Origin of the sequence: Pseudoduganella buxea, assembly GCF_009720835.1 — a bacterium.
Lineage (GTDB): Bacteria > Pseudomonadota > Gammaproteobacteria > Burkholderiales > Burkholderiaceae_D > Rugamonas > Rugamonas buxea.
In genome coordinates this window covers 1-20,935 of record NZ_WNKZ01000077.1, presented here as the reverse complement: position 1 = coordinate 20,935, position 20,935 = coordinate 1, and the positions used below count along the sequence as shown (strand labels likewise).

The following is a 20,935-nucleotide window of genomic DNA, read 5'->3' as shown; positions in this document are numbered from 1 at the left end:
TTCATCCCTTCACCCACGTCTTCCACGCCAGCCACAGCTTGCGCAGGGGCGTCAGCGAGATGCGCTGGGTCAGCACGTGGTAGCCGTCACGCTCGATTTCATCGAGCACGGTGCGGTAGATGGCCGCCATGATCAGGCCGGGGCGCTGGGCGCGGCGGTCTTCCTTCGGCAGCAGGGCGAACGCTTCGTCGTAGGCTTTCTGGGCCCGTTCGGCCTGGAAGGCCATCAGCTTGCCGAAGTTCTCCGTGTGGCGCGCGTTCAGCAGGTCCGCCGCCGTCACGCCGAACTGCTGCAGCTCGTTGATGGGCAGGTAGATGCGGCCCTTGCGGGCATCCTCGCCGACGTCGCGGATGATGTTCGTCAGCTGGAAGGCGTGGCCCAGTTTTTCCGCGTACTGCAAGGTTTCCGGGCGCGTCGCGCCGAAGATGCTGGCCGACAGGATGCCGACCACGCTGGCCACGTGCCAGCAGTATTTCGACAGGCCCGCGTAATCGAGGTAGCGGGTCTGGTTCAGGTCCATCTCCATGCCGTCGATGATGGCCTGCACATGTTCCTGCTTCAGGTCGTAGGGCTGGACGAAGGGCTGCAGCGCCTTCGTGACGGGGTGGGTCGGCTTGCCCTCGTACATGGCGGCCATTTCGGTGCGCCACCACGCCAGCTTGATGCGGGCCAGCGATTCGTCGCTGGTTTCGTCGACGGTGTCGTCCACTTCGCGGCAGAAGGCATACAGCGCCGTGATCGCGCGGCGGCGTTCGGGCGGCAGGAACAGGAAGCTGTAATAAAAACTGGAGCCGCTCTGGGCGGCCTTCTGCTGGCAGTATTCGTCGGGAGACATATTATTATGTTATATCTTTTGCAAGGTGCGGAGTTCGAAGGCGCTATTCTATAGGGAAGCGCTGCGCATCCGAAGCGCGCGCCAGAAAACTTTCAGCCAGTCGGCCCGCGCCAGCTTGGGCCGGCGGCGGAACACGTCGTAGTCCACTTCCTCGATCGCTTCCAGGATGCGCAGTCCTCCCTGCACCACCATGCGCAGTTCCAGGCCGATGCGTCCGGGCAGGCGCGTGGCCAGCGGCGCGCCCCGCAACATCAGCGCGCGAGCCCGCTGCACCTCGAAGCGCATCAGCGCGCGCCACTTGCCCCGTGCGTCAGGCAGGTGCATCTGCGCCGGCGGCACGGCGAAACGGGCCAGGTCCTCCATCGGGATATAAATGCGTTCCTTCGCCTCGTCGATGGCGACGTCCTGCAGGAAGTTAATCAGCTGCAGCGCCGAGCAGATGGCATTCGATTCGGCGATGTTCTCGTCCGTGGCCGCGTCATATAAATGCAGCATCAGCACACCCACGGGATTGGCCGAGCGGGCGCAGTAATCGAGCAGCTCGTCGTAGGTCTGGTAGCGCGTCACCGTGACGTCCTGGCGGAAGGCCGACAGCAGGTCGTGGAAGGGCTTCAGGGGCAGCCGGTGCGCGGCGATGACGCCCGCCAGCCGCTCGAACATGGGATCGAGCTTGCCCTGGCCCAGCTGGATATGCACCAGCGCCGCCTCGTATTCGTGCAGGGCGGCCAGGCGCTCCTTCGGCGTGGCGTCACCTTCATCGGCGATATCGTCGGCGCTGCGGGCGAACGCGTAAATGGCTTCGACCGCCGGCACCAGCCGCCTGGGCAGCAGGATCGACGCGACGGGGAAGTTTTCGTAGTGCTCGACGCTCATTAGAGGAAAGTCTCGATAATCTGGAGATAACTCCACGTGAATAAATGACGCGAAAGTCATTTTCAAATAATGACATGCCGTCTATAATTTTCTAACTTAACGGAAAGTCATTTAATTTTCAGGCTGCAATCATAGTGGCAATTTGTTACCGCCGCAATTTCGGCCGATACCGGAGAAGGAAAATACCGTGCACGTCCCGAAGTTTCTACCTGCCTTGACACTGGTCGCGGCGGCCGCCATTGCCGCCGCCACGCTGACTGCCTGCTCCAAACCCGCCGAGAAAACCGAGGATATCCGCCCCGTGCGCGCCATCGTGCTGGCCGGCTCCGATATCGACGTCAACGCGGAATTCTCCGGCGAGGTCCGCCCCCGCTACGAATCGCGCCTGGGCTTCCGGGTGCCGGGCAAGATCACGGCGCGCAGAATCGAAGTGGGCAGCACCGTCAGGAAGGGCCAGGTCTTGATGCAGCTCGATCCACAGGATCTGCAACTGGCCCAGGCGCAGGCGATGGCCAGCCTGCGCGCGGCCGAGACGAGCCGCGACCTGGCCGACGCGGAACTGAAGCGCTACCGCGAGCTGCGCCGTCAGAACTTCGTCAGCCAGGCCGTGCTGGACCAGCGCGAGTCGGCCTACAAATCGGCCCAGGCCAACGTGGAAGCGGCCCGCGCATCATACCGGAGCCAGTCGAACCAGGCCGGTTACGCCAGCCTGGTGTCCGATATCGATGGCGTCGTCACGGCCATCGACGCCGAGGCGGGACAGGTCGTCGCGGCCGGCACCCCCGTCGTGCGGGTGGCGCGCACGGACGAGAAGGAAGTCGTGTTCGGCGTACCGGAAGACCAGGTCGAGCAGCTGCGCAAGCTACCCAGCGTGACGGTGCGGCTGTGGGCAGACCCCCAGAACCCGTTCAAGGGCACCATCCGCGAGGTGTCGCCGGTGGCCGATCCGGCCACGCGCACCTATGCCTTCAAGGTGGCGCTGCCGCCGGGCCTGAACCAGGCCAAGCTGGGCATGACGGCCGTGGTCCAGTTCGAATCGCGCGCCAAGGAGCCCCGCATCAAGGTGCCGCTGACGTCCCTGTACCACGAGAAGAACGCCACCTCCGTGTGGGTGGTCGAAGGCGGCGTGGCCAAGCTGGTCCCTGTCACGGTGGCCGGCGCCGACGGCAATGAGCTGATCCTGGCCAGCGGCGTCAAGGCCGGGCAGACCGTCGTCACGGCCGGCGTGCACCTGCTGAAACCGGGCCAGCGCGTGCGCATCCTGGGCAACGACCTGCCGCAAGACAAGCAGGACAAGGCGGTGCCGGCGGGAGCGGCGCGATGAAGGATTTCAACCTGTCGCGCTGGGCGCTGGAGCATATCCCGCTGACGCGCTACCTGATCGCCGTGATGCTGATCGGCGGCATGCTCAGTTACCAGAACCTGGGCCAGGACGAGGACCCCCCGTTCACCTTCCGCGCCATGGTGGTGCAGGCCTTCTGGCCCGGTGCCACGGCGCTGCAGATGGCCGACCAGGTGACGGACAAGCTGGAAAAGAAGCTGCAGGAGACGCCGTACATCGACGAAATCGTCAGTTACTCCAAGCCCGGCCAGACCCTGATCATCCTGAACCTGCGCGAATCGACGCCGCCGAAGGAGACGGGCAACGCCTGGTACCAGGTGAGGAAGAAGATCGGCGACATCCGCGGTACCCTGCCGGCCGGCGTCGTCGGCCCCCTGTTCAACGACGAATTCGGCGACACCTACGGCTCCATCTTCGCCCTGTCCGGCGACGGCTTCACGTATGCCGAGATGAAGGACTATGCCGACTTCGTGCGCCAGCAGCTGCTGGCCGTGCCGAAGGTGTCGAAGGTGGAGCTGTTCGGCGTGCAGGACGAGAAGATCAATATCGTCTTCTCGCAGCAGAAGTTCGCCCAGCTGGGCATTTCGTTCGACCAGATCGTGCAGCAGATCGCCACGCAAAACGCCGTCGAGGCGACCGGCACGCTGGTGACGCCCACGGACAACCTGCAGGTACGCGTGTCGGGGGCGCTGGCCACCGTCAAGGACCTGGAAAACCTGGAGCTGCGCGCCGGCACCACCAGCTTCCGTCTGGGCGACTTCGCCACCATCAAGCGTGAGTACCGGGACCCGCCGTCGGACAAGATGCGTTTCAACGGCAAGGAAGTGATCGGCCTGGGCGTGTCGATGGAAAAGGGCGGCAACATCATCGCGCTGGGCGAGGCCATGGCCAAGACTGTCGCTGAACTGAAGGGCAAGCTGCCCGTGGGTATCGAGCTGGAACGGGTGTCGGACCAGCCGCGCGCCGTCACCGCGTCCGTGGGCGAATTCGTCCACACCCTGATCGAGGCCGTGCTGATCGTGCTGGCCGTCAGCTTCCTGGCCCTGGGCCTGCACACGAAGCCGAAGCTGCGTCTGGACGTGCGCCCCGGCCTGGTGGTGGCATTGACCATCCCGCTGGTGCTGGCCGTGACGTTCCTGTTCATGCGCATGCTCGACATCGACCTGCACAAGATCTCGCTGGGCGCCCTGATCATTGCCCTGGGCCTGCTGGTCGACGACGCCATCATCGCCGTCGAGATGATGGTGAGGAAGATGGAGGAGGGCATGTCGCGCTTCGAGGCGGCGACCTATGCCTATACGTCGACGGCGCTGCCGATGCTGACCGGCACGCTGATCACGGTGGCCGGCTTCGTGCCCATCGGCCTGGCCAAGTCGGCCGCCGGCGAATACACCTTCTCGCTGTTCTCCGTGAATGCCATCGCCCTGATCACGTCCTGGGTGGTGGCCGTCATGTTCACGCCCTACATCGGCTACATCCTGCTGAAGGTGCAGCCGCACGCCGAAGGCGAGCATGGCCACGACGTGTTCGACACGCCGGGCTTCCGCCGCTTCCGCGCCGTCGTCACGTGGTGCGTCACGTGGCGCAAGGTGACGATCGGCGCCACCCTGCTGATCTTCGCGCTGGGCATCTACGGCTTCAACTTCATCGAGAAGCAGTTCTTCCCCGATTCGTCGCGGCCGGAACTGATGGTGGAGATGTGGTCGCCCGAAGGCACGGCCTTTGCCGCCAACGAGGCGCAGGTGAAGAAGTTCGAGGCCTTCATCCGCGCCCAGCCAGGCGTGGAAAGCGTGACGAGCTACGTCGGTACGGGCAGCCCCCGTTTCTACCTGCCGCTGGACCAGATCTTCCCGCAGACGAACGTGTCGCAGATCGTCGTGCTGCCGAAAGACCTGGCCGCGCGCAAGGTGCTGCAGCAGAAGATCACGGATGCCTTCCGCAACGACTTCCCGGAAGTACGCGGACGTGTCAAGCTGCTGCCGAACGGGCCGCCGGTGCCGTATCCCGTGCAGTTCCGCGTCACCGGCACGGAAGTGGACAAGGTGCGGGCCATTGCCGACCAGGTCAAGGACATCGTGCGGGCCAACCCGAACGCGGTGGGCGTCAACGACAACTGGAACGAGTCGGTCAAGGTGCTGCGCCTGGACCTGGACCAGGACAGGATGCGCGCATTGGGCGTGACGTCGCAGACCGTGATGCGGGTGGCGAACACCGTACTTTCCGGCACCACGGTGGGCCAGTTCCGCGAAGGCATCCGCCTGATCGACATCCAGGTGCGCCAGCCCGTGGAGGAGCGCCGCACGATGGAAGTGCTGAACAATACCAACGTGCCGACGGCATCGGGCCGTTCCGTGCCGATCTCGCAGCTGGCGCGCGTGCACTTCGTGTGGGAGCCAGGCGTTGTGTGGCGCCTGGGCCGCGAGTGGGCCATTACCGTGCAGGCCGACGTCGTCGAAGGTATCCAGGGCCCCACCGTGTCGGGCCAGATCGACCCCCAACTGGCCGACCTGCGCGCGAAACTGCCGGCCGGCTACCGCATCGTCGAGAAGGGCGCGGCGTCCGACAGCGGCGAGGCCGAGCAGTCGATCGCCGTGAACCTGCCGCTGGCGCTGTTCCTGATCTTCACCCTGCTGATGCTGCAACTCCACAGCTTCTCGCGTTCCCTGCTTGTGTTCCTGACGGGGCCCCTGGGCGTGGCCGGCGCCGCGTTCGCGCTGCTGCTGCTGGGCCGCCCGCTGGGTTTCGTGGCCAACCTCGGCATCATTGCCCTGTTCGGCATGATCATCCGTAACTCGGTGATCCTGGTCGACCAGATCGAGCAGGACATCAAGGCCGGCAGCGCGCCGTGGGATGCCATCATCGAATCGGCCGTGCGGCGCTGCCGTCCCATCCTGCTGACGGCCGCCGCCGCCGCACTGGCGATGATTCCCCTGTCGCGCTCCGTGTTCTGGGGCCCGATGGCCGTGGCCATCATGGGCGGGCTGGTGGTGGCGACGGCGTTGACCTTGCTGTTCCTGCCGGCACTGTATGCGGCGTGGTTCCGGGTCAGCAAGCCGGCGGCCTGATAATAGGTGCGGAGGGAATAGATACAGAGGGAAAAGCCGGGGTCGGACAACAGGTATCCGACCCCGATTGCCGGTTTGGGCTTTTTTACTGCTCAGTTGGCGAAACGCCAAAATTCCATCCCCATTCCCTACAAAACCCAGTAAAATACCGTGTTGAAGTTGAAAGCCCCTGGGTGTTTTCAGGGTAGGGCGACCCGTTTTCAATTAATGGTCGCCCTTTGCTTTTGCAAAAGAGATCGGTGCCGCAAACCGACGCGCGAGCGCGGAACGGCACCGAGATGCGCGAGGATGGCGAAATTGGTAGACGCACCAGGTTTAGGTCCTGACGCCAGCAATGGTGTGGGGGTTCGAGTCCCCCTCCTCGCACCAACAGAATTCACATTTTTTGGACGATTTTTACATGGCAACTGCTGTCGAAACCTTGGGCAAACTCGAACGCCGCATCACGATTTCCTTCCCGCTGTCGGACGTCCGTTCCGAAGTGGAAAAGCGCCTCAAAGTGCAGGCCAAATCCGCTCGCGCCCCAGGCTTCCGTCCTGGCAAGGTGCCGATGAAGATGGTCGCGGCGCAGTATGGCTACCAGATCGAAACCGAAGTCCTGAACGATAAAGTGGGCCGCGCCTTCAACGACGCCGCCAACGAGAACAACCTGCGCGTGGCCGGCTTCCCGAACATCGAGCCGAAGTCGGACTCGCCGGAAGGCCAGCTGACGTTCGACGCCACTTTCGAAGTGTACCCGGAAGTGGAAATCGGCGACCTGTCCGCCGTCGAGCTGGAAACCGTCAAGTCGACCGTCACCGACGTCGAAATCGACAAGACCATCGACATCCTGCGCAAGCAGCGCGTGCACTTCCACACCAAGGGCGAGGCCGGTGAGCATGGCGACGGCGGCGAAGCCGTGGCCGCCAACGGCGACCGCGTGACCGTGGACTTCGTCGGCAAGATCGACGACGTCGAATTCCCAGGCGGCAAAGCCGACGACTACAGCTTCGTGCTGGGCGAAGGCCGCATGCTGCCGGAATTCGAAGCAGCCACCGTGGGCCTGAAAGTGGGCGAGTCCAAGACCTTCCCGCTGGCCTTCCCCGAGGACTACCATGGCAAGGACGTGGCCGGCAAAACCGCCGAGTTCACCATCACGCTGAAGAAGCTGGAATGGGCGCACCTGCCGGAAGTGGACGCGGAGTTCGCCAAGTCGCTGGGCGTTGCCGATGGCGACCTGACGAAGATGCGCGAAGATATCAAGGTCAACCTGGAACGTGAAGTGGCCGGCCGTGTCAAGGCCCGCAACAAGGAAGCCGTGATGGACGCGCTGGTCAAGACGGCCACGCTGGAAGTGCCACAGGCCCTGATCGCCCAGGACACCGAACGCCTGGCCGAGATGACCCGCCAGGACATGGCGCAGCGCGGCATGAACGTAAAAGATGTACCATTCCCGCCAGAGCTGTTCAAGGACAAGGCCGAGCGTCGCGTGCGCCTGGGCCTGATCCTGTCGAAGCTGGTCGGCGACAACAACCTGGCCGCCACGCCGGAACAGGTGAAGGCGCAGATCGAGGACTTCGCACAGAGCTACGAAGACCCGCGCGAAGTGCTGAAGTACTACTACAGCGACCGTCGCCGCCTGGCCGAAGTGGAAGCCCTTGTTTTGGAAGAAAACGTCGTTACTTACGTCCTGGGCCTGTCGAAAGCGTCGAGCAAGGAAATCCCGTTCGACGAACTGATGGGTAGCGCAGCGCAGGGTTAAGTTCCTGCCCCACACCCGGCGCCGGCAGCAGACAGTCTGATGACTGCTGCTGCCGGTGCTGCTTCACAAGGAAAGAGAATGATCGGAATGAATCGTAACCCGGCACTCGATACGGAAATGCTCGGCCTGGTGCCGATGGTGATCGAACAGAGCGGTCGTGGCGAGCGCTCGTATGACATCTATTCGCGCCTGCTGAAAGAGCGCGTGATCTTCATGGTCGGCCCGGTCAACGACCAGATGGCCAACCTGATCGTTGCCCAGCTGCTGTTCCTGGAAAGTGAAAATCCGGACAAGGATATTTCGCTGTACATCAACTCGCCGGGCGGTTCCGTCTCGGCCGGGCTGGCGATCTTCGACACGATGCAGTTCATCAAGCCCGACGTCTCGACGCTGTGCACGGGCATGGCCGCCTCGATGGGCGCCTTCCTGCTGGCCGCAGGCGCCAAGGGCAAGCGCTTCTCGCTGCCGAACTCGCGCATCATGATTCACCAGCCTTCCGGTGGATCGCAGGGCCAGGCGTCCGATATCGAGATCCAGGCCAAGGAAATCCTGTACCTGCGTCATCGCCTGAACAGCATCCTGGCGGAACGCACGGGCCAGTCGATCGACCAGATTGCCAAGGATACCGACCGCGACCGTTTCATGTCCGGCGACGAGGCTGCAGAATATGGCCTGATCGACAAGGTGTTGACGACCCGCGCTTGATGCGTCCCAAGCGAAATCGTTAAAAATCCGCCCGGACGCTACAACGTTCCGGGCGTTTTATTTTTATTTCGGGTAGCATGGTGGTTGTGTGCAGGATTTCTTGCCCTGCTTACATGGCGAAAGTCACGGCAAAACAAGGTTTTACCGTACATTCGCCGGCCCGGTATCCGAAGCGCAACACCCATTCTTGCAACTAAAGAAAACGTCCCATGTCCGACAAAAAATCTTCCAGCGGCGAAAAACTCCTGTACTGCTCCTTCTGCGGCAAGAGCCAGCACGAAGTCAAGAAGCTGATCGCCGGGCCCTCCGTCTTCATCTGCGACGAGTGCATTGATTTGTGCAATGACATCATCCGCGATGAGACGTCCAGCATCGAATCCGTCACGGGCGCCAAGTCGGATCTGCCGACGCCGCACGAGATCGCCGAGTTGCTGAACCAATACGTCATCGGCCAGCAGACGGCCAAGCGTATCCTGTCGGTGGCGGTGTACAACCACTACAAGCGCCTGAAACACCTGGGCAAGAAAGACGACGTCGAGCTGGCCAAGAGCAACATCCTGCTGGTCGGCCCCACGGGCTCCGGCAAGACCCTGCTGGCCCAGACCCTGGCGCGCATGCTGAACGTGCCGTTCGTGATCGCCGATGCGACGACGTTGACCGAGGCCGGCTATGTCGGCGAGGACGTCGAGAACATCATCCAGAAGCTGCTGCAGAGCTGCAACTACGATGTCGAGAAGGCCCAGCGCGGCATCGTCTACATCGACGAGATCGACAAGATTTCGCGCAAGTCGGACAACCCGTCGATTACCCGCGACGTGTCCGGCGAAGGCGTGCAGCAGGCCTTGCTGAAACTGATCGAAGGCACGATGGCATCGGTACCGCCGCAGGGCGGGCGCAAGCATCCGAACCAGGACTTCGTGCAGATCGACACGACCAACATCATGTTCATCTGCGGCGGCGCCTTCGACGGCCTGGCCAAGATCATCTCGAATCGTTCCGAAAAGAGCGGCATCGGCTTCTCGGCCACCGTGAAGAGCCAGGAACAGCGCTCGAACAGCGACATCCTGCTGGAAGCGGAGCCGGAAGACCTGATCAAGTTCGGCCTGATCCCCGAGCTGGTGGGCCGCCTGCCCGTCGTCGCGACCCTGGCCGAACTGACCGAGGAAGCGCTGATCCAGATCCTGGTGGAACCGAAGAACGCGCTGATCAAGCAGTACAGCAAGCTGCTGGAAATGGAAGGCGCCGAGCTGGAAATTCGCCCGGCCGCCCTGCATGCGATCGCCAAGAAGGCGCTGGCGCGCAAGACCGGTGCCCGCGGCCTGCGTTCCATCCTGGAGCACGCGCTGCTGGACATCATGTACGACCTGCCGAACCAGCAGAACGTCACCAAGGTGGTAATTGACGAGAACACCATTACGCAGGGTGCGAAACCTTTGCTGATTTATCAGGAGACGCCGAAAGCGTCTGGTGAAAATTAATTAAGGGTTGCACACAACCGCAAAAAGCGTTTTGCATCCGTACGGCAAGGCAGTACAATCGAAACCAATAAGAGAAGCAGGCTTCACTCGAAAAGCCACTCGCGGCGCCTGTCGCGCGTGGCTTTTTTCATTCGGTGCCCGCATTTTTTTGGAGCAGGTCAGCCGGTAATAAACTCCGGTGAACCCTGCAAGCGACTAATATTTAGGCAATATTATGTGTTGCCAATAAATATTATGACCGCAGGTCTTGTGATTCGGCTGCAAGTGCCTACATCATAAACATGCTTTTACATAAGGTACGCCATGACAACTTCCAAATTAACTGAGCAGACTCAACTGCCGTTGTTGCCTTTACGGGATGTGGTTGTTTTCCCGCATATGGTGATACCCCTGTTCGTGGGGCGTCCAAAATCGATCAAGGCGCTGGAAGCCGCAATGGAGCAGGGCAAGAGCATCATGCTCGCCGCCCAGAAAGCAGCAGCCAAGGACGAACCGTCCGCCACCGACATCTACGAAATCGGCTGCGTCGCCAATATCCTGCAGATGCTGAAACTGCCCGACGGCACCGTCAAGGTCCTCGTCGAAGGCGCCCAGCGCGCCCGCATCCGCAAGATCACCGACGCGCCCACGCACTTCGTGGCCGACCTGACGCCGCTCGAATCGGAAATCGGCGACGATTCCGAAATCGAAGCGATGCGCCGCGCCATCGTGCAGCAGTTCGATCAATACGTAAAACTGAACAAGAAGATCCCGCCCGAGATCCTGGCTTCGCTGTCGGGCATCGACGATGCCGGCCGCCTGGCCGACACGGTCGCCGCGCACCTGCCGTTGAAGCTCGAGCAGAAACAGGTCATCCTGGAGATCTTCAACGTCGCCAAGCGGCTGGAACACCTGCTGGGCCAGCTGGAAGGCGAGCTGGACATCCTGCAGGTCGAGAAGCGCATCCGTGGCCGCGTGAAGCGCCAGATGGAGAAGTCGCAGCGTGAGTACTACCTGAACGAACAGGTCAAGGCCATCCAGAAGGAACTGGGCGAAGGCGAAGAGGGTGCCGATTTCGACGAGCTCGAGAAAAAGGTGCTCGCCGCCAAGATGCCGAAGGAAGCGCTGGACAAGGCCAATGCCGAGCTGAAAAAGCTGAAACTGATGTCGCCGATGTCGGCCGAAGCCACCGTCGTGCGCAACTATATCGACACGCTGGTGTCGCTGCCGTGGAAGAAGAAGTCCAAGGTCAACAACGACCTGTCCAATGCCGAGAAGGTGCTGGAAGGCGATCACTACGGCCTCGACAAGGTCAAGGAACGCATCCTGGAATACCTCGCGGTGCAACAGCGTGTCGACAAGCTGAAAGCGCCGATCCTGTGCTTCGTCGGTCCTCCCGGTGTCGGCAAGACGTCGCTGGGCCAGTCCATCGCCCGTGCCACGAACCGCAAGTTCGTGCGCATGGCCCTGGGCGGCGTGCGCGACGAAGCCGAGATCCGCGGCCACCGCCGCACGTACATCGGCTCGATGCCGGGCAAGGTGCTGCAATCGCTGGCGAAAGTCGGCGTGCGCAACCCCCTGTTCCTGCTCGACGAGATCGACAAGATGGGTGCGGATTTCCGCGGCGACCCGTCGTCGGCCCTGCTTGAGGTGCTGGACCCGGAACAGAACCACACGTTCTCGGATCACTACATCGAAGTGGACTTCGACCTGTCGGACGTGATGTTCGTGGCGACGTCGAACTCGTACAACATCCCGCCGGCACTGCTGGACCGGATGGAAGTGATCCGCCTGTCGGGTTACACCGAGGACGAGAAGACCAGCATCGCGCTGCGCTACCTGCTGCCCAAGCAGATCAAGAACAACGGCCTGAAGGAAGGCGAGATCTCCGTCAGCGAAGCGGCCATCCGCGACGTGATTCGCTACTACACCCGTGAAGCGGGCGTGCGTTCGCTGGAACGGGAAGTGTCGAAGATCTGCCGCAAGGTCGTCAAGCTGCTGCTCCTGAAGAAGACCGAGAAGAAGGTCTTGATCACGCCGAAAAACCTGGACAAGTTCCTGGGCGTGCGTCGCTACGACTTCGGCGTGGCCGAGAAGGAAAACCAGGTCGGCCAGGTGGTCGGTCTGGCCTGGACGGAAGTGGGCGGCGACCTGCTGACGATCGAAGCGGTCAGCATGCCGGGCAAGGGCAACGTCATCCGCACCGGTACCCTGGGCGACGTGATGAAGGAATCGATCGAGGCAGCCCGCACCGTTGTGCGCAGCCGGGCACAGCGCCTGGGCATCAAGGCCGAGGTGTTCGAGAAGCAGGACATGCACATCCACGTGCCGGAAGGTGCGACGCCGAAGGACGGTCCGTCCGCCGGTATCGCCATGACGACGGCGATGGTGTCGGTCTTCACAGGCATTCCCGTGCGCGCCGACGTGGCGATGACGGGCGAGATCACCCTGCGCGGCGAAGTGCTGCCGATCGGTGGCCTGAAGGAAAAGCTGCTGGCGGCTCATCGCGGCGGCATCAAGACGGTGCTGATCCCCGAGCAGAACGTCAAGGACCTGGCCGACATTCCGGACAATGTGAAGAACAAGCTGGAAATCGTGCCCGTGCGCTGGATCGACAAGGTACTGGAAATCGCCCTGGAACGTCAGCCTGAAGCGCTGGCCGACGTGCCGGCGGTGGAGCCGGTGGCAGCCGCGACGGCCAAGCCGGACGGCCAGACCGAGGTAGTAAAACACTAAGAGAGTCCAGGTTCGGACCACAAGCGGGCACCCAGGCGGTGCCCGTTTGCTTTTTACACGCACTTTTTACAACTTCACGCCTTGACACAGAGCAAGCGCCGCCTGTTTAATACGGCCTGAGATTTTTCTCTGCCCTATAGGGAGCCTCGAAAAATCCACTGCGTCTCACCCGGTGCACGCGCCGTCGTCTGGTCGCGAAGATTTTTCGAAGCCCCTTCCATCTACCGCCGCGCCGAAGACGGCGCGGAAACGGTATAAATGATTTAAACCTTTGTGACGGGGAACAAGCTGTGAACAAGACTGAACTGATCGACCATATCGCCACTTCCGCTGACATCTCGAAAGCGGCCGCGGCACGCGCGCTGGACGCGATGATCGATGGCGTTACCACCACCCTGGCCAAGAACGACAGCGTTACCCTGGTCGGCTTCGGCACCTTCATGGTCAGCGAGCGCGCAGCCCGCACCGGCCGCAACCCGCGCACCAAGGAAGAGATCACGATCGACGCCGCCAAGGTGCCGAAATTTAAAGCTGGTAAAGCCCTGAAAGATGCTGTAAACTAACGGACATCAGCAGGCAACAGGTGTTACCGCAGTGCCTGCGGATTATTGGGAGTTAATATTTCCAAGTTGTCGCACTGAGGTGAAAGCCTCGATCTGGAGCGGTAGTTCAGTTGGTTAGAATACCGGCCTGTCACGCCGGGGGTCGCGGGTTCGAGTCCCGTCCGCTCCGCCAGAATGCCAGAAAAGGCCCGATTCGTCGGGCCTTTTTTCATTCGGCGCAGCGGAGCGCTCTCCCTGCGGAGAGCGCGGCGGGACTCGAAGGGTTTCGCTTGCAAGCGAAACCGCGGCCCGCAGGATGTGGGCGAGTCCCGTCCGCTCCGCCAGAATGCCAGAAAAGGCCCGATTCGTCGGGCCTTTTTTCATTCGGCGCAGCGGAGCGCTCTCCCTGCGGAGTATTCTCCAAAGGAGAATACGATTGCTCCAGGGGAGCACTCGTCTCCTGACTCGAAGGGCTTCGCTTGCAAGCGAAACCGCGGCCCGCAGGATGTGGGCGAGTCCCGTCCGCTCCGCCAGAATGCCAGAAAAGGCCCGATTCGTCGGGCCTTTTTACATTCGGCGCAGCGGAGCGCTCTCCCTGCGGAGTATTCTCCAAAGGAGAATACGATTGCTCCAGGGGAGCACTCGTCTCCTGACTCGAAGGGCTTCGCTTGCAAGCGAAGCCGCGGCCCGCAGGATGTGGGCGAGTCCCGTGCGCTCCGCCAGAATGCTAAAAAAGGCCCGATTCGTCGGGCCTTTTTGCATTCGGCGCAGCGGAGCGCTTCCCCTGCGGAGTATTCTCCAAAGGAGAATACGATTGCTCCAAGGGAGCACTCGTCACCTGACTCGAAGGGCTTCGCTTGCAAGCGAAGCCGCGGCCCGCAGGATGTGGGCGAGTCCCGTCCGCTCCGCCAGAATGCCAAAAAAGGCCCGATTCGTCGGGGCTTTGCGCATGCTGCGCCGTAGCGCCCGATGTCGCGAACGCCTGTGACGCCGCTGGGGGCTGTCCCCGCACGGGAACTGTCCCCGGTTTTAAGCAGGCATCCGCCGCAGCACAGTTCGATGTCGCCAACACAGTCAACCCACATGAAAAGGTCCCTGGGTTGCTGCATGCGTGGCACGGTCACTTCCGCCGATCGCACCAAGCTGCCAAAGTTGCAATTCATTCAAAGTGTTGCCTTGCTAACCGGGGGTGTGCGCCCTATAATCGCGAGAGCAGCAGAGGGGCGAACGCGTGTTCGCCTTTTTTTGTAGGAGGCGCGCATTGCGGCCCCTGCAGTGATCCACTCATCAAATTGGCTGACCATGTTTGAATTCATTCGTTCGCATCAAAAACTGATGCAGATTTTGCTGGCGATTGTCATCGTTCCGTCCTTCGTGTTCGTGGGCGTCAGCGGTTATGAAAGCTTCGGCGACAATGCCACCACGGTGGCCAAGGTCGACGGCCAGCCATTGACGCAACAGGAATACGAGCAGGCCCTGCGCCGCCAGCTGGACCAGTACCGCCAGCGCCTGGGCACGCAGTTCGACCAGAAGCTGTTCGATACGCCGGAATTCCGCCAGAGCGTGCTGGACAACCTGATCGCCCAGCGCGCCATCACGTCCGAAGCCCAGCGCAGCCACCTGGCCGCCACGGACGCCGCCGTCCAGCGCGCCGTCGCCCAGAGCCTGCAGGACGTGCCCGGCATGTTCAAGGCCGACGGCAAGATCGACGAGGAAAAGGCCGCCAACCTGATCGCCGCGCAGACGGGCCTGACGCCGCAAGGCTATGTGCAGACGCTCAAGCGCGACATGACCGTGCAGCAGCTGGCCGCCGGCGTGCAGGGCAGCGCCTTCGCGCCCCGTACCGTCGCCAAGATGGTGTCGGACCTGACGGAGCAGGAACGCGAAGTGCAGGAACTGGTGCTGCCGCTGTCCGGCTTTGCCGCCAGCACGCAGGTCACGGATGCCGAGATCAAGGCCTTCTACGACAAGAACAGCAAGCTGTTCGAAGTGCCCGAGCAGGCCAAGGCCGAATACGTGGTGCTGGATGCCAATGCCATCGCCGCGCAGACCACCGTCACCGACGAGGAAGTGGCCACCGCCTACAAGGCCGCGCCGACCCGTTTCACGGCGCCGGAAGAGCGCCGCGCCAGCCACATCCTGGTGGCCGCCGGCAAGGACGCCAACGCCGCCGCCAAGGCTGCCGCCAAGGCGAAGGCCGAAGCCATCCTGGCCGACGTGAACAAGGCTCCGGCCCAGTTTGCACAGATCGCCAAGGCCAAGTCGGAAGATCCCGGCTCGGCCGAGCAGGGCGGCGACCTGGGCGTGATCGAAAAAGGCTCGCTGGTGCCGAGCGTGGAAAGCGCCATCTTCGCGCTGAAGCAGGGCGAAGTGAGCAAGCTGGTCGAATCCGAATTCGGCTACCACATCATCACCGTCACGTCGTTGAAGCCGGCCGCCGTCAAGCCCTTCGAGGAAGTCAAGGGCGAGATCGCCGCCGAACTGAAGAAGCAAAAGGCCGCGAAGAAGTATGCCGACACCGTCGAGACCTTCACCAACACCGTCTACGAGCAGGCCGACAGCCTGAAGCCCGTAGCCGACAAGCTGGGCCTGACGATCAACGTGGCCGAAGGCCTGGGCCGCACGCCCAATCCGGCCGCCGCGACGGCACCGTACAATAACGCCAAGTTCCTGACGGCCCTGTTCTCCGACGACGTCGTGAAGAACAAGCGCAACACCGAAGCGGTGGAGGTGGCACCGAACACCCTGGTGGCCGGCCGCATCGCCGAGTTCAAGCCGGCGTCGAAGCGTCCGCTGGCCGAGGTGTCGGAGCAGATCCGCCAGCGCGTGCTGGCCGAGAAGGCCCTGGCTGCCGCCAAGAAGGCGGGCGAAGCGAAACTGGCCGCCGTCAAGGCTTCCGGCGACGCCACCGGTTTCGGGGCGCCGCTGACCATCTCGCGTGCCAAGGCCGAAGGCATCAACCCGCTGGCCGCCCGCGCCGTGCTGAAGGCCGATGTGTCGAAGCTGCCCGCGTATGTCGGCGTCGACCTGCCGGGCATGGGCTACGGCATCTACCGCATCGGCAAGGTACACGTGCCGGCCACGCAGGACGAAGGCCGCCGCAAGTCCGATGCCGAAGCGATCGACAATATCGTCGCCCAGCAGGACATGATCAACTATGTCGACGTGCTCAAGGAAAAGGCCAAGGTCAAGATCCTGCGGCCCGTCACGAGTGCCAAGACCGACGCCGCCCAGTAAGCGCGGCAGCGTACAAAACGAAGGCCACCCTCGGGTGGCCTTTTTTCATGGTGCGCCCGGCAGGGCGCACTTACTTGGAGGTGAAAGTCCTCTGCTCGCCCGACAGGGGGAAGAGCTGGCTGAACGGCAAGGGTGTCGCGGGCGACTGCGAATCTGAAGGAAGCCGAAGGCAAAACGCTGGCCTGACGACTCGATGCAAGTCGATGACGCGACAAGGCAGGCAACTGCGCCAGACACGGATGGAAGCGATGGGAAATCGCGGGCATCCGTGCCGGGTGCCGAGGCGGGCACGGCGGAGGATGGGCAAACGAAAGCGGAAGGATCGTGGCTGGTGGAGGCCGTGGTCGAACGTGGCAACCTCTGGCAAGCGTATGAGCGGGTCATGCGGCACAAGGGAGCAGCGGCGTCGATGGACTGACCGTGGCCGACTTCAAGGCATGGCTGCAACAGCACTGGCCAGTCGTCAAGGCAGCACTGCTGACAGGCGAGTACATGCCGAACGCGGTACGCAAAGTGGAAATGCCGAAGCCGAACGGCGGGGTGAGGACACTGGGCATGCCGACCGTGCTGGACCGCCCGATACAGCAGGCGCTGCTGCAAGTGCTGCAACCGGAATTTGAATCCGGCTTCTCCGAACACAGCTACGGGTTTCGCCCCGGCCGCAACGCATGGCAAGCGGTCCAGCGAGCGCAAGACTATATCAGGGAAGGCCGCCACTGGGTGGTCGACCTCGATCTGGAGAAATTCTTTGACCTTGTGAACCACGATATCCCGATGTCGCGGGTAGCGCGCAAGGTCAAGGATGAGCGGATTCTGAAACTGATCCGGCGCTGCCTCGAGGCGGGCTTGATGACCGACAGGATCGTCAGCATGAGGACAGAAGGAACGCCGCAAGGCGGTCCGCTGTCACCGCTGCTGTCGAACATCCTGCTGACCGATCTTGACCGGGAACTGGAGCGCCGGGGACACCGATTCTGCCGCTATGCCGACGACTGCAACATTTATGTCGGAAGCGAACAGGCAGGGCAACGTGCAATGGCAACGATCACCGGATACCTGGAGTGCAGATTAAAGCTCCGGGTCAATCGGGAGAAAAGCGCCGTGGCGCGGCCTTGGCGGAGGAAGTTTCTCGGCTATAGCTTCACGTGGCACAAGCAGATGCGTCTGAGAATCGCCGTCAGCAGTATCAAGCGACTGAAAGACAGGGTGCGGGAAATCGTCGTCGGGAATGCCTCGCGCAATCTTGGCGCGACGATCAAAACGACCTGAATCCCGTACTGCGGGGCTCGATATCGTACTTCCGGCTGATCGAGGTGAGAGGTGTCCTGCATGACTTGGACGGGTGGATACGTCGAAAACTGCGGTGCCTGTTATGGCGTCAATGGAAGCGCCCGGCGACACGTCACTGGAAACTGCAGCAACGAGGCCTGGATGCACATCGGGCATGGAAGTCGGCATGCAATGGACGTGGCCCATGGTGGAACGCAAGCCATATGAACGATGCGTTTCCAAAACGCTTCTTCGACACACTAGGTTTGGTCTCGCTGCCGGATACCCGACAGCGCTTCCAGTTTGATTAATGAACCGCCGTATGCGGAACCGCACGTACGGTGGTGTGAGAGGGCGGTGAGGGCGACCTCACCCCCTACTCGATGACGCGTATGCCGGCAGCTCCTGTCAGGTCGTGCAGCCCGCGTGCGGCGGGGCCGAACAGTCAGGTAGAAACCGGTTCCTCGTGCAGCGCGCGCGCGGCGGCCAGGAATGCGGCGGGCGAGATGTCGGCCAGGTGCACGGCGCGGGCCCCCTCGTACTGCGTGAAGTTGCGGTGGATCGAGCGGGTGTAGGCAGGGTCGTAGTGCGCCACCAGCAGCTCCTCGACCAGTTCGGACATATGGCCTTCTGTCGCCATGTCCTGCCATCGGGCGATGGTTGCCTTGCCGTGCAGGTCGGTCAGGTAGGTCAGCTGGGCGTTCAGGGCCGGCGCATTGCAGGCGAAGTGCTGGTAGTCCTCGATCAGCAGCCTGACCCGCGCCTGGCGCGACACCTCCAGGGCCACGCAGGGCGAGGCGCGCATGCGCCCCATCAGCGCGGCCGGCACGCGCAGGGCGCCCACCTTCTTGCTTTCCGATTCGACGAACACGGGCCGGTCGGCATCGAAGCGGCGCAGCCGGTTCCAGATCGACGTCTCGAAGGCCTTTTGCGAAGGCTGCGGCTGGCAGGGCAGGTTGCCCAGCACGGAGCCCCGGTGCGCCGCCAGCTGCTCCAGGTCCAGCACCTGGGCGCCGATCGATTCCAGCGTGTCGAGCAGGCGCGTCTTGCCGCTGCCGGTGGTGCCGCAGATGACGCGGAAATCCAGCTGCGGCACCTGTTCCAGGTCTGCGTTCACTCTGTTGCGGAAGGCCTTGTAGCCGCCGTCGAGCTGCACCACGGGCCAGCCGATCTTGGCCAGGATATGGGCCATCGAGCCGCTGCGATTGCCGCCGCGCCAGCAATAGACCAGGGGCGTCCAGTCGCGCGGCTTGTCCTGCCACAGCGTTTCGATATGATGGGCGATGTTCTTCGCCACCAGCACGGCGCCCAGCTTCTTGGCCTCGAAGGCGCCCGTCTGCTTGTACAGGGTACCCACGACGATGCGCTGCTCGTCGTCCAGCACGGGGCAGTTGATGGCGTCGGGCAGGTGGTCGAGCGCGAACTCGCCCGGGCTGCGGGCGTCGATGATGGTGTCGAAGTCCTCCAGGCGGGCCAGGACGTCGTCGATGCGGAGGATTTCGGGATACTTCATGAGGCTCTCATTTGGCGCGCAGCAGCGGCTGCAGCGTGGGCCAGATATTGGCCAGGATGATCGGATGGGCGGTGGCCAGCGGGTGCAGGCGGTCGGCCTGGAACAGGTCGGCCTTTTCGGCCACGCCATCGAGCATGAACGGCGCCAGCGGCACCTTCTCGTCGCGGCTGATGCGGCCGAACATGGCGAAGAACTTCTCCGCGTAATCGCGCCCGTAGTTCGGCGGGATGCGCATGCCCACCAGTAGCACCTGTGAGCCGGCCTTCTTTGCCGTGGACACCATGGCGCGCAGGTTGGCATCGGCGGCCGCCACGGGCAGGCCGCGCAGGCCATCATTGGCGCCCAGTTCGATGACGACGATATCGGGCTTGTGCCGCGCCAGCAGGGCCGGCAGGCGGGTGCGTCCGCCGCTGGTGGTCTCGCCGCTGACGCTGGCGTTGACGATGCGGACATCGCTGCTGGACGCCTGCAGTTTCTTCTCCAGCAGCGCGACCCAGCCGCTGCCCCGTGCCAGGCCATATTCAGCCGACAGGCTGTCGCCCACCACGAGCAGCGTTTTTGGGGCAGAATAGGCGCTTGCGCTGATGGATATCAACAGCAGCGCGCACCAGGCCAACAGCTTCCTTCCAATGCCCGCGCGGGCCCCGGACGGACCTCGCGGCAAACTTTGCAATAAACTTCGCAGTAAACCTTCAAACATACTTCCAACCATGCCCGATTTCCCCAATGCGTCCAGCAGTTTCGTTCCAGATTCGCCGGCGGCAAACGTTGCGCGCCCCCAGGCGCACAGCGACACCGGCGCCATCGCCGTGCGCGGCCTCACCAAGCGGGTGGCCGATGCCAGCGGTGAGCTGACCATATTGCACAGCGTCGATTTTACCGTGCAAAAGGGCGAGACGGTTGCCATCGTGGGCGCCTCCGGTTCCGGCAAGTCGACCCTGCTCGGCTTGCTGGCCGGCCTGGACACGCCCAGCGGCGGCACCGTGCTGCTCGAAGGGACCGATATCTTCGCCCTCGACGAGGACGGCCGCGCCGCGCTGCGCAAGGCCAGGCTGGGTTTCGTGTTCCAGTCCTTCCAGCTGCTGGCCCACCTGACGGCGCTGGAAAACGTCATGCTGCCGCTGGAACTGGCCGGCGACGGCAATGCCCGCGCCAGGGCCGAGGCCATGCTGGGCCGGGTCGGCCTGGGCACGCGGCTGAAGCACTATCCGAAGTTCCTGTCCGGCGGCGAACAGCAGCGCGTCGCACTGGCGCGCGCCTTCGTCACCGAGCCGCCGCTGCTGCTGGCGGACGAGCCGACCGGCAGCCTCGATGCGGCCACGGGCGAAGCGGTGATCCAGCTGATGTTCGAACTCAATCGGGAGCGCGGCTCCACCCTGGTCCTCGTCACGCACGACACCAGCATTGCGGCCCGTTGCGGACGCACCATCACCATCGCGGCGGGCCGGCTGGTGTAAGCAGTCAGGCGCCGCCGCGCGCCACCAGCCGGTTCAGCGCCGTGCGGATGGCGGGTATCAGCTCGCCGGCCGCCAGGCCGACCGGCCCCACACCTTCCGTCACCAGCACGTCGGCCGCCATGCCGTGCAGCCAGGCCGCGGCGAGGGCCGCCTCCCACGCCGG

General features: G+C 63.0%; 15 protein-coding genes, 2 tRNA genes and 1 pseudogene. 13 read left to right on the top strand and 5 right to left on the bottom strand.

The features are described 5' to 3' along the window. Position 1 precedes the first annotated feature (1 nt). Together hpnD and hpnC are read right to left on the bottom strand one after the other, a co-directional pair. On the bottom strand, positions 2-835 hold the full coding sequence (gene hpnD / locus GM672_RS21290; protein WP_155472538.1) for a presqualene diphosphate synthase HpnD: 834 nt from the start codon (positions 833-835) through the stop codon (positions 2-4). A 48-nt stretch (positions 836-883) separates the two neighbouring features. Beyond that, positions 884-1,708: a squalene synthase HpnC gene (gene hpnC / locus GM672_RS21285; protein WP_155472537.1), complete on the bottom strand. Its 825-nt coding sequence runs from the start codon at positions 1,706-1,708 to the stop codon at positions 884-886. Positions 1,709-1,895: 187 nt separating this feature from the next. Here hpnC and GM672_RS21280 point away from each other — a divergent pair, with 187 nt between their 5' ends. The 12 genes from GM672_RS21280 to GM672_RS29580 all read left to right on the top strand — a co-directional run bounded on the left by GM672_RS21280 (position 1,896) and on the right by GM672_RS29580 (position 18,113). After that, a complete protein-coding gene (locus tag GM672_RS21280; protein ID WP_170300180.1) occupies positions 1,896-3,032 on the top strand; it encodes an efflux RND transporter periplasmic adaptor subunit in 1,137 nt (378 codons plus the stop codon). Next, positions 3,029-6,115, top strand: coding sequence for an efflux RND transporter permease subunit (locus tag GM672_RS21275; protein ID WP_155472536.1), 3,087 nt, complete (start codon positions 3,029-3,031; stop codon positions 6,113-6,115). Before GM672_RS21280 ends, GM672_RS21275 begins: the two co-directional genes overlap by 4 nt. 282 nt (positions 6,116-6,397) lie before the next feature. Beyond that, positions 6,398-6,484, top strand: a tRNA-Leu gene (locus GM672_RS21270). 31 nt (positions 6,485-6,515) lie between these two features. Beyond that, positions 6,516-7,856, top strand: a complete 1,341-nt coding sequence (tig, locus tag GM672_RS21265; protein WP_155472535.1) for a trigger factor — start codon at positions 6,516-6,518, stop codon at positions 7,854-7,856. Between the two features lie 87 nt (positions 7,857-7,943). Beyond that, a complete protein-coding gene (clpP, locus tag GM672_RS21260; protein WP_371860224.1) occupies positions 7,944-8,561 on the top strand; it encodes an ATP-dependent Clp endopeptidase proteolytic subunit ClpP in 618 nt (205 codons plus the stop codon). Positions 8,562-8,770: 209 nt separating this feature from the next. Continuing rightward, entirely contained in the window at positions 8,771-10,039 is a 1,269-nt protein-coding gene (clpX, locus tag GM672_RS21255; RefSeq protein ID WP_155472534.1) for an ATP-dependent Clp protease ATP-binding subunit ClpX, read from the top strand. Between the two features lie 303 nt (positions 10,040-10,342). Then, positions 10,343-12,754, top strand: coding sequence for an endopeptidase La (gene lon / locus GM672_RS21250; protein ID WP_155472533.1), 2,412 nt, complete (start codon positions 10,343-10,345; stop codon positions 12,752-12,754). Between the two features lie 290 nt (positions 12,755-13,044). Beyond that, positions 13,045-13,317 carry an HU family DNA-binding protein gene (locus GM672_RS21245; protein ID WP_107142294.1) on the top strand — a complete coding sequence of 91 codons (273 nt, stop codon included), beginning with the start codon at positions 13,045-13,047 and terminating at the stop codon, positions 13,315-13,317. A gap of 95 nt (positions 13,318-13,412) precedes the next feature. Next, positions 13,413-13,489 (top strand) — tRNA-Asp (locus tag GM672_RS21240). Between the two features lie 1,142 nt (positions 13,490-14,631). Continuing rightward, complete coding sequence (locus GM672_RS21235; RefSeq protein WP_229417859.1) at positions 14,632-16,533, top strand: SurA N-terminal domain-containing protein; 1,902 nt, start codon at positions 14,632-14,634, stop codon at positions 16,531-16,533. A gap of 420 nt (positions 16,534-16,953) precedes the next feature. Continuing rightward, a complete protein-coding gene (gene ltrA, locus GM672_RS21230) occupies positions 16,954-17,802 on the top strand; it encodes a group II intron reverse transcriptase/maturase (protein WP_260099443.1) in 849 nt (282 codons plus the stop codon). Continuing rightward, positions 17,799-18,113, top strand: coding sequence for a group II intron maturase-specific domain-containing protein (locus GM672_RS29580; protein WP_308807455.1), 315 nt, complete (start codon positions 17,799-17,801; stop codon positions 18,111-18,113). Before ltrA ends, GM672_RS29580 begins: the two co-directional genes overlap by 4 nt. Positions 18,114-18,247: 134 nt before the next feature. Here GM672_RS29580 and mnmH read toward each other — a convergent pair whose 3' ends face one another. Both mnmH and GM672_RS21220 read right to left on the bottom strand, forming a co-directional pair. Further along, positions 18,248-19,315, bottom strand: a complete 1,068-nt coding sequence (mnmH, locus tag GM672_RS21225; RefSeq protein ID WP_155472531.1) for a tRNA 2-selenouridine(34) synthase MnmH — start codon at positions 19,313-19,315, stop codon at positions 18,248-18,250. A 7-nt stretch (positions 19,316-19,322) separates the two neighbouring features. Further along, entirely contained in the window at positions 19,323-20,015 is a 693-nt protein-coding gene (locus tag GM672_RS21220) for an arylesterase (protein WP_155472530.1), read from the bottom strand. 10 nt (positions 20,016-20,025) lie between these two features. Between GM672_RS21220 and GM672_RS21215 the strand changes: the two genes are divergently transcribed. After that, complete coding sequence (locus tag GM672_RS21215; RefSeq protein ID WP_155472529.1) at positions 20,026-20,772, top strand: ABC transporter ATP-binding protein; 747 nt, start codon at positions 20,026-20,028, stop codon at positions 20,770-20,772. Positions 20,773-20,776: 4 nt separating this feature from the next. Here the strand turns inward: GM672_RS21215 and GM672_RS29310 are convergent. Then, positions 20,777-20,935, bottom strand: a pseudogene (locus tag GM672_RS29310) (bifunctional ADP-dependent NAD(P)H-hydrate dehydratase/NAD(P)H-hydrate epimerase); the annotation flags it as partial.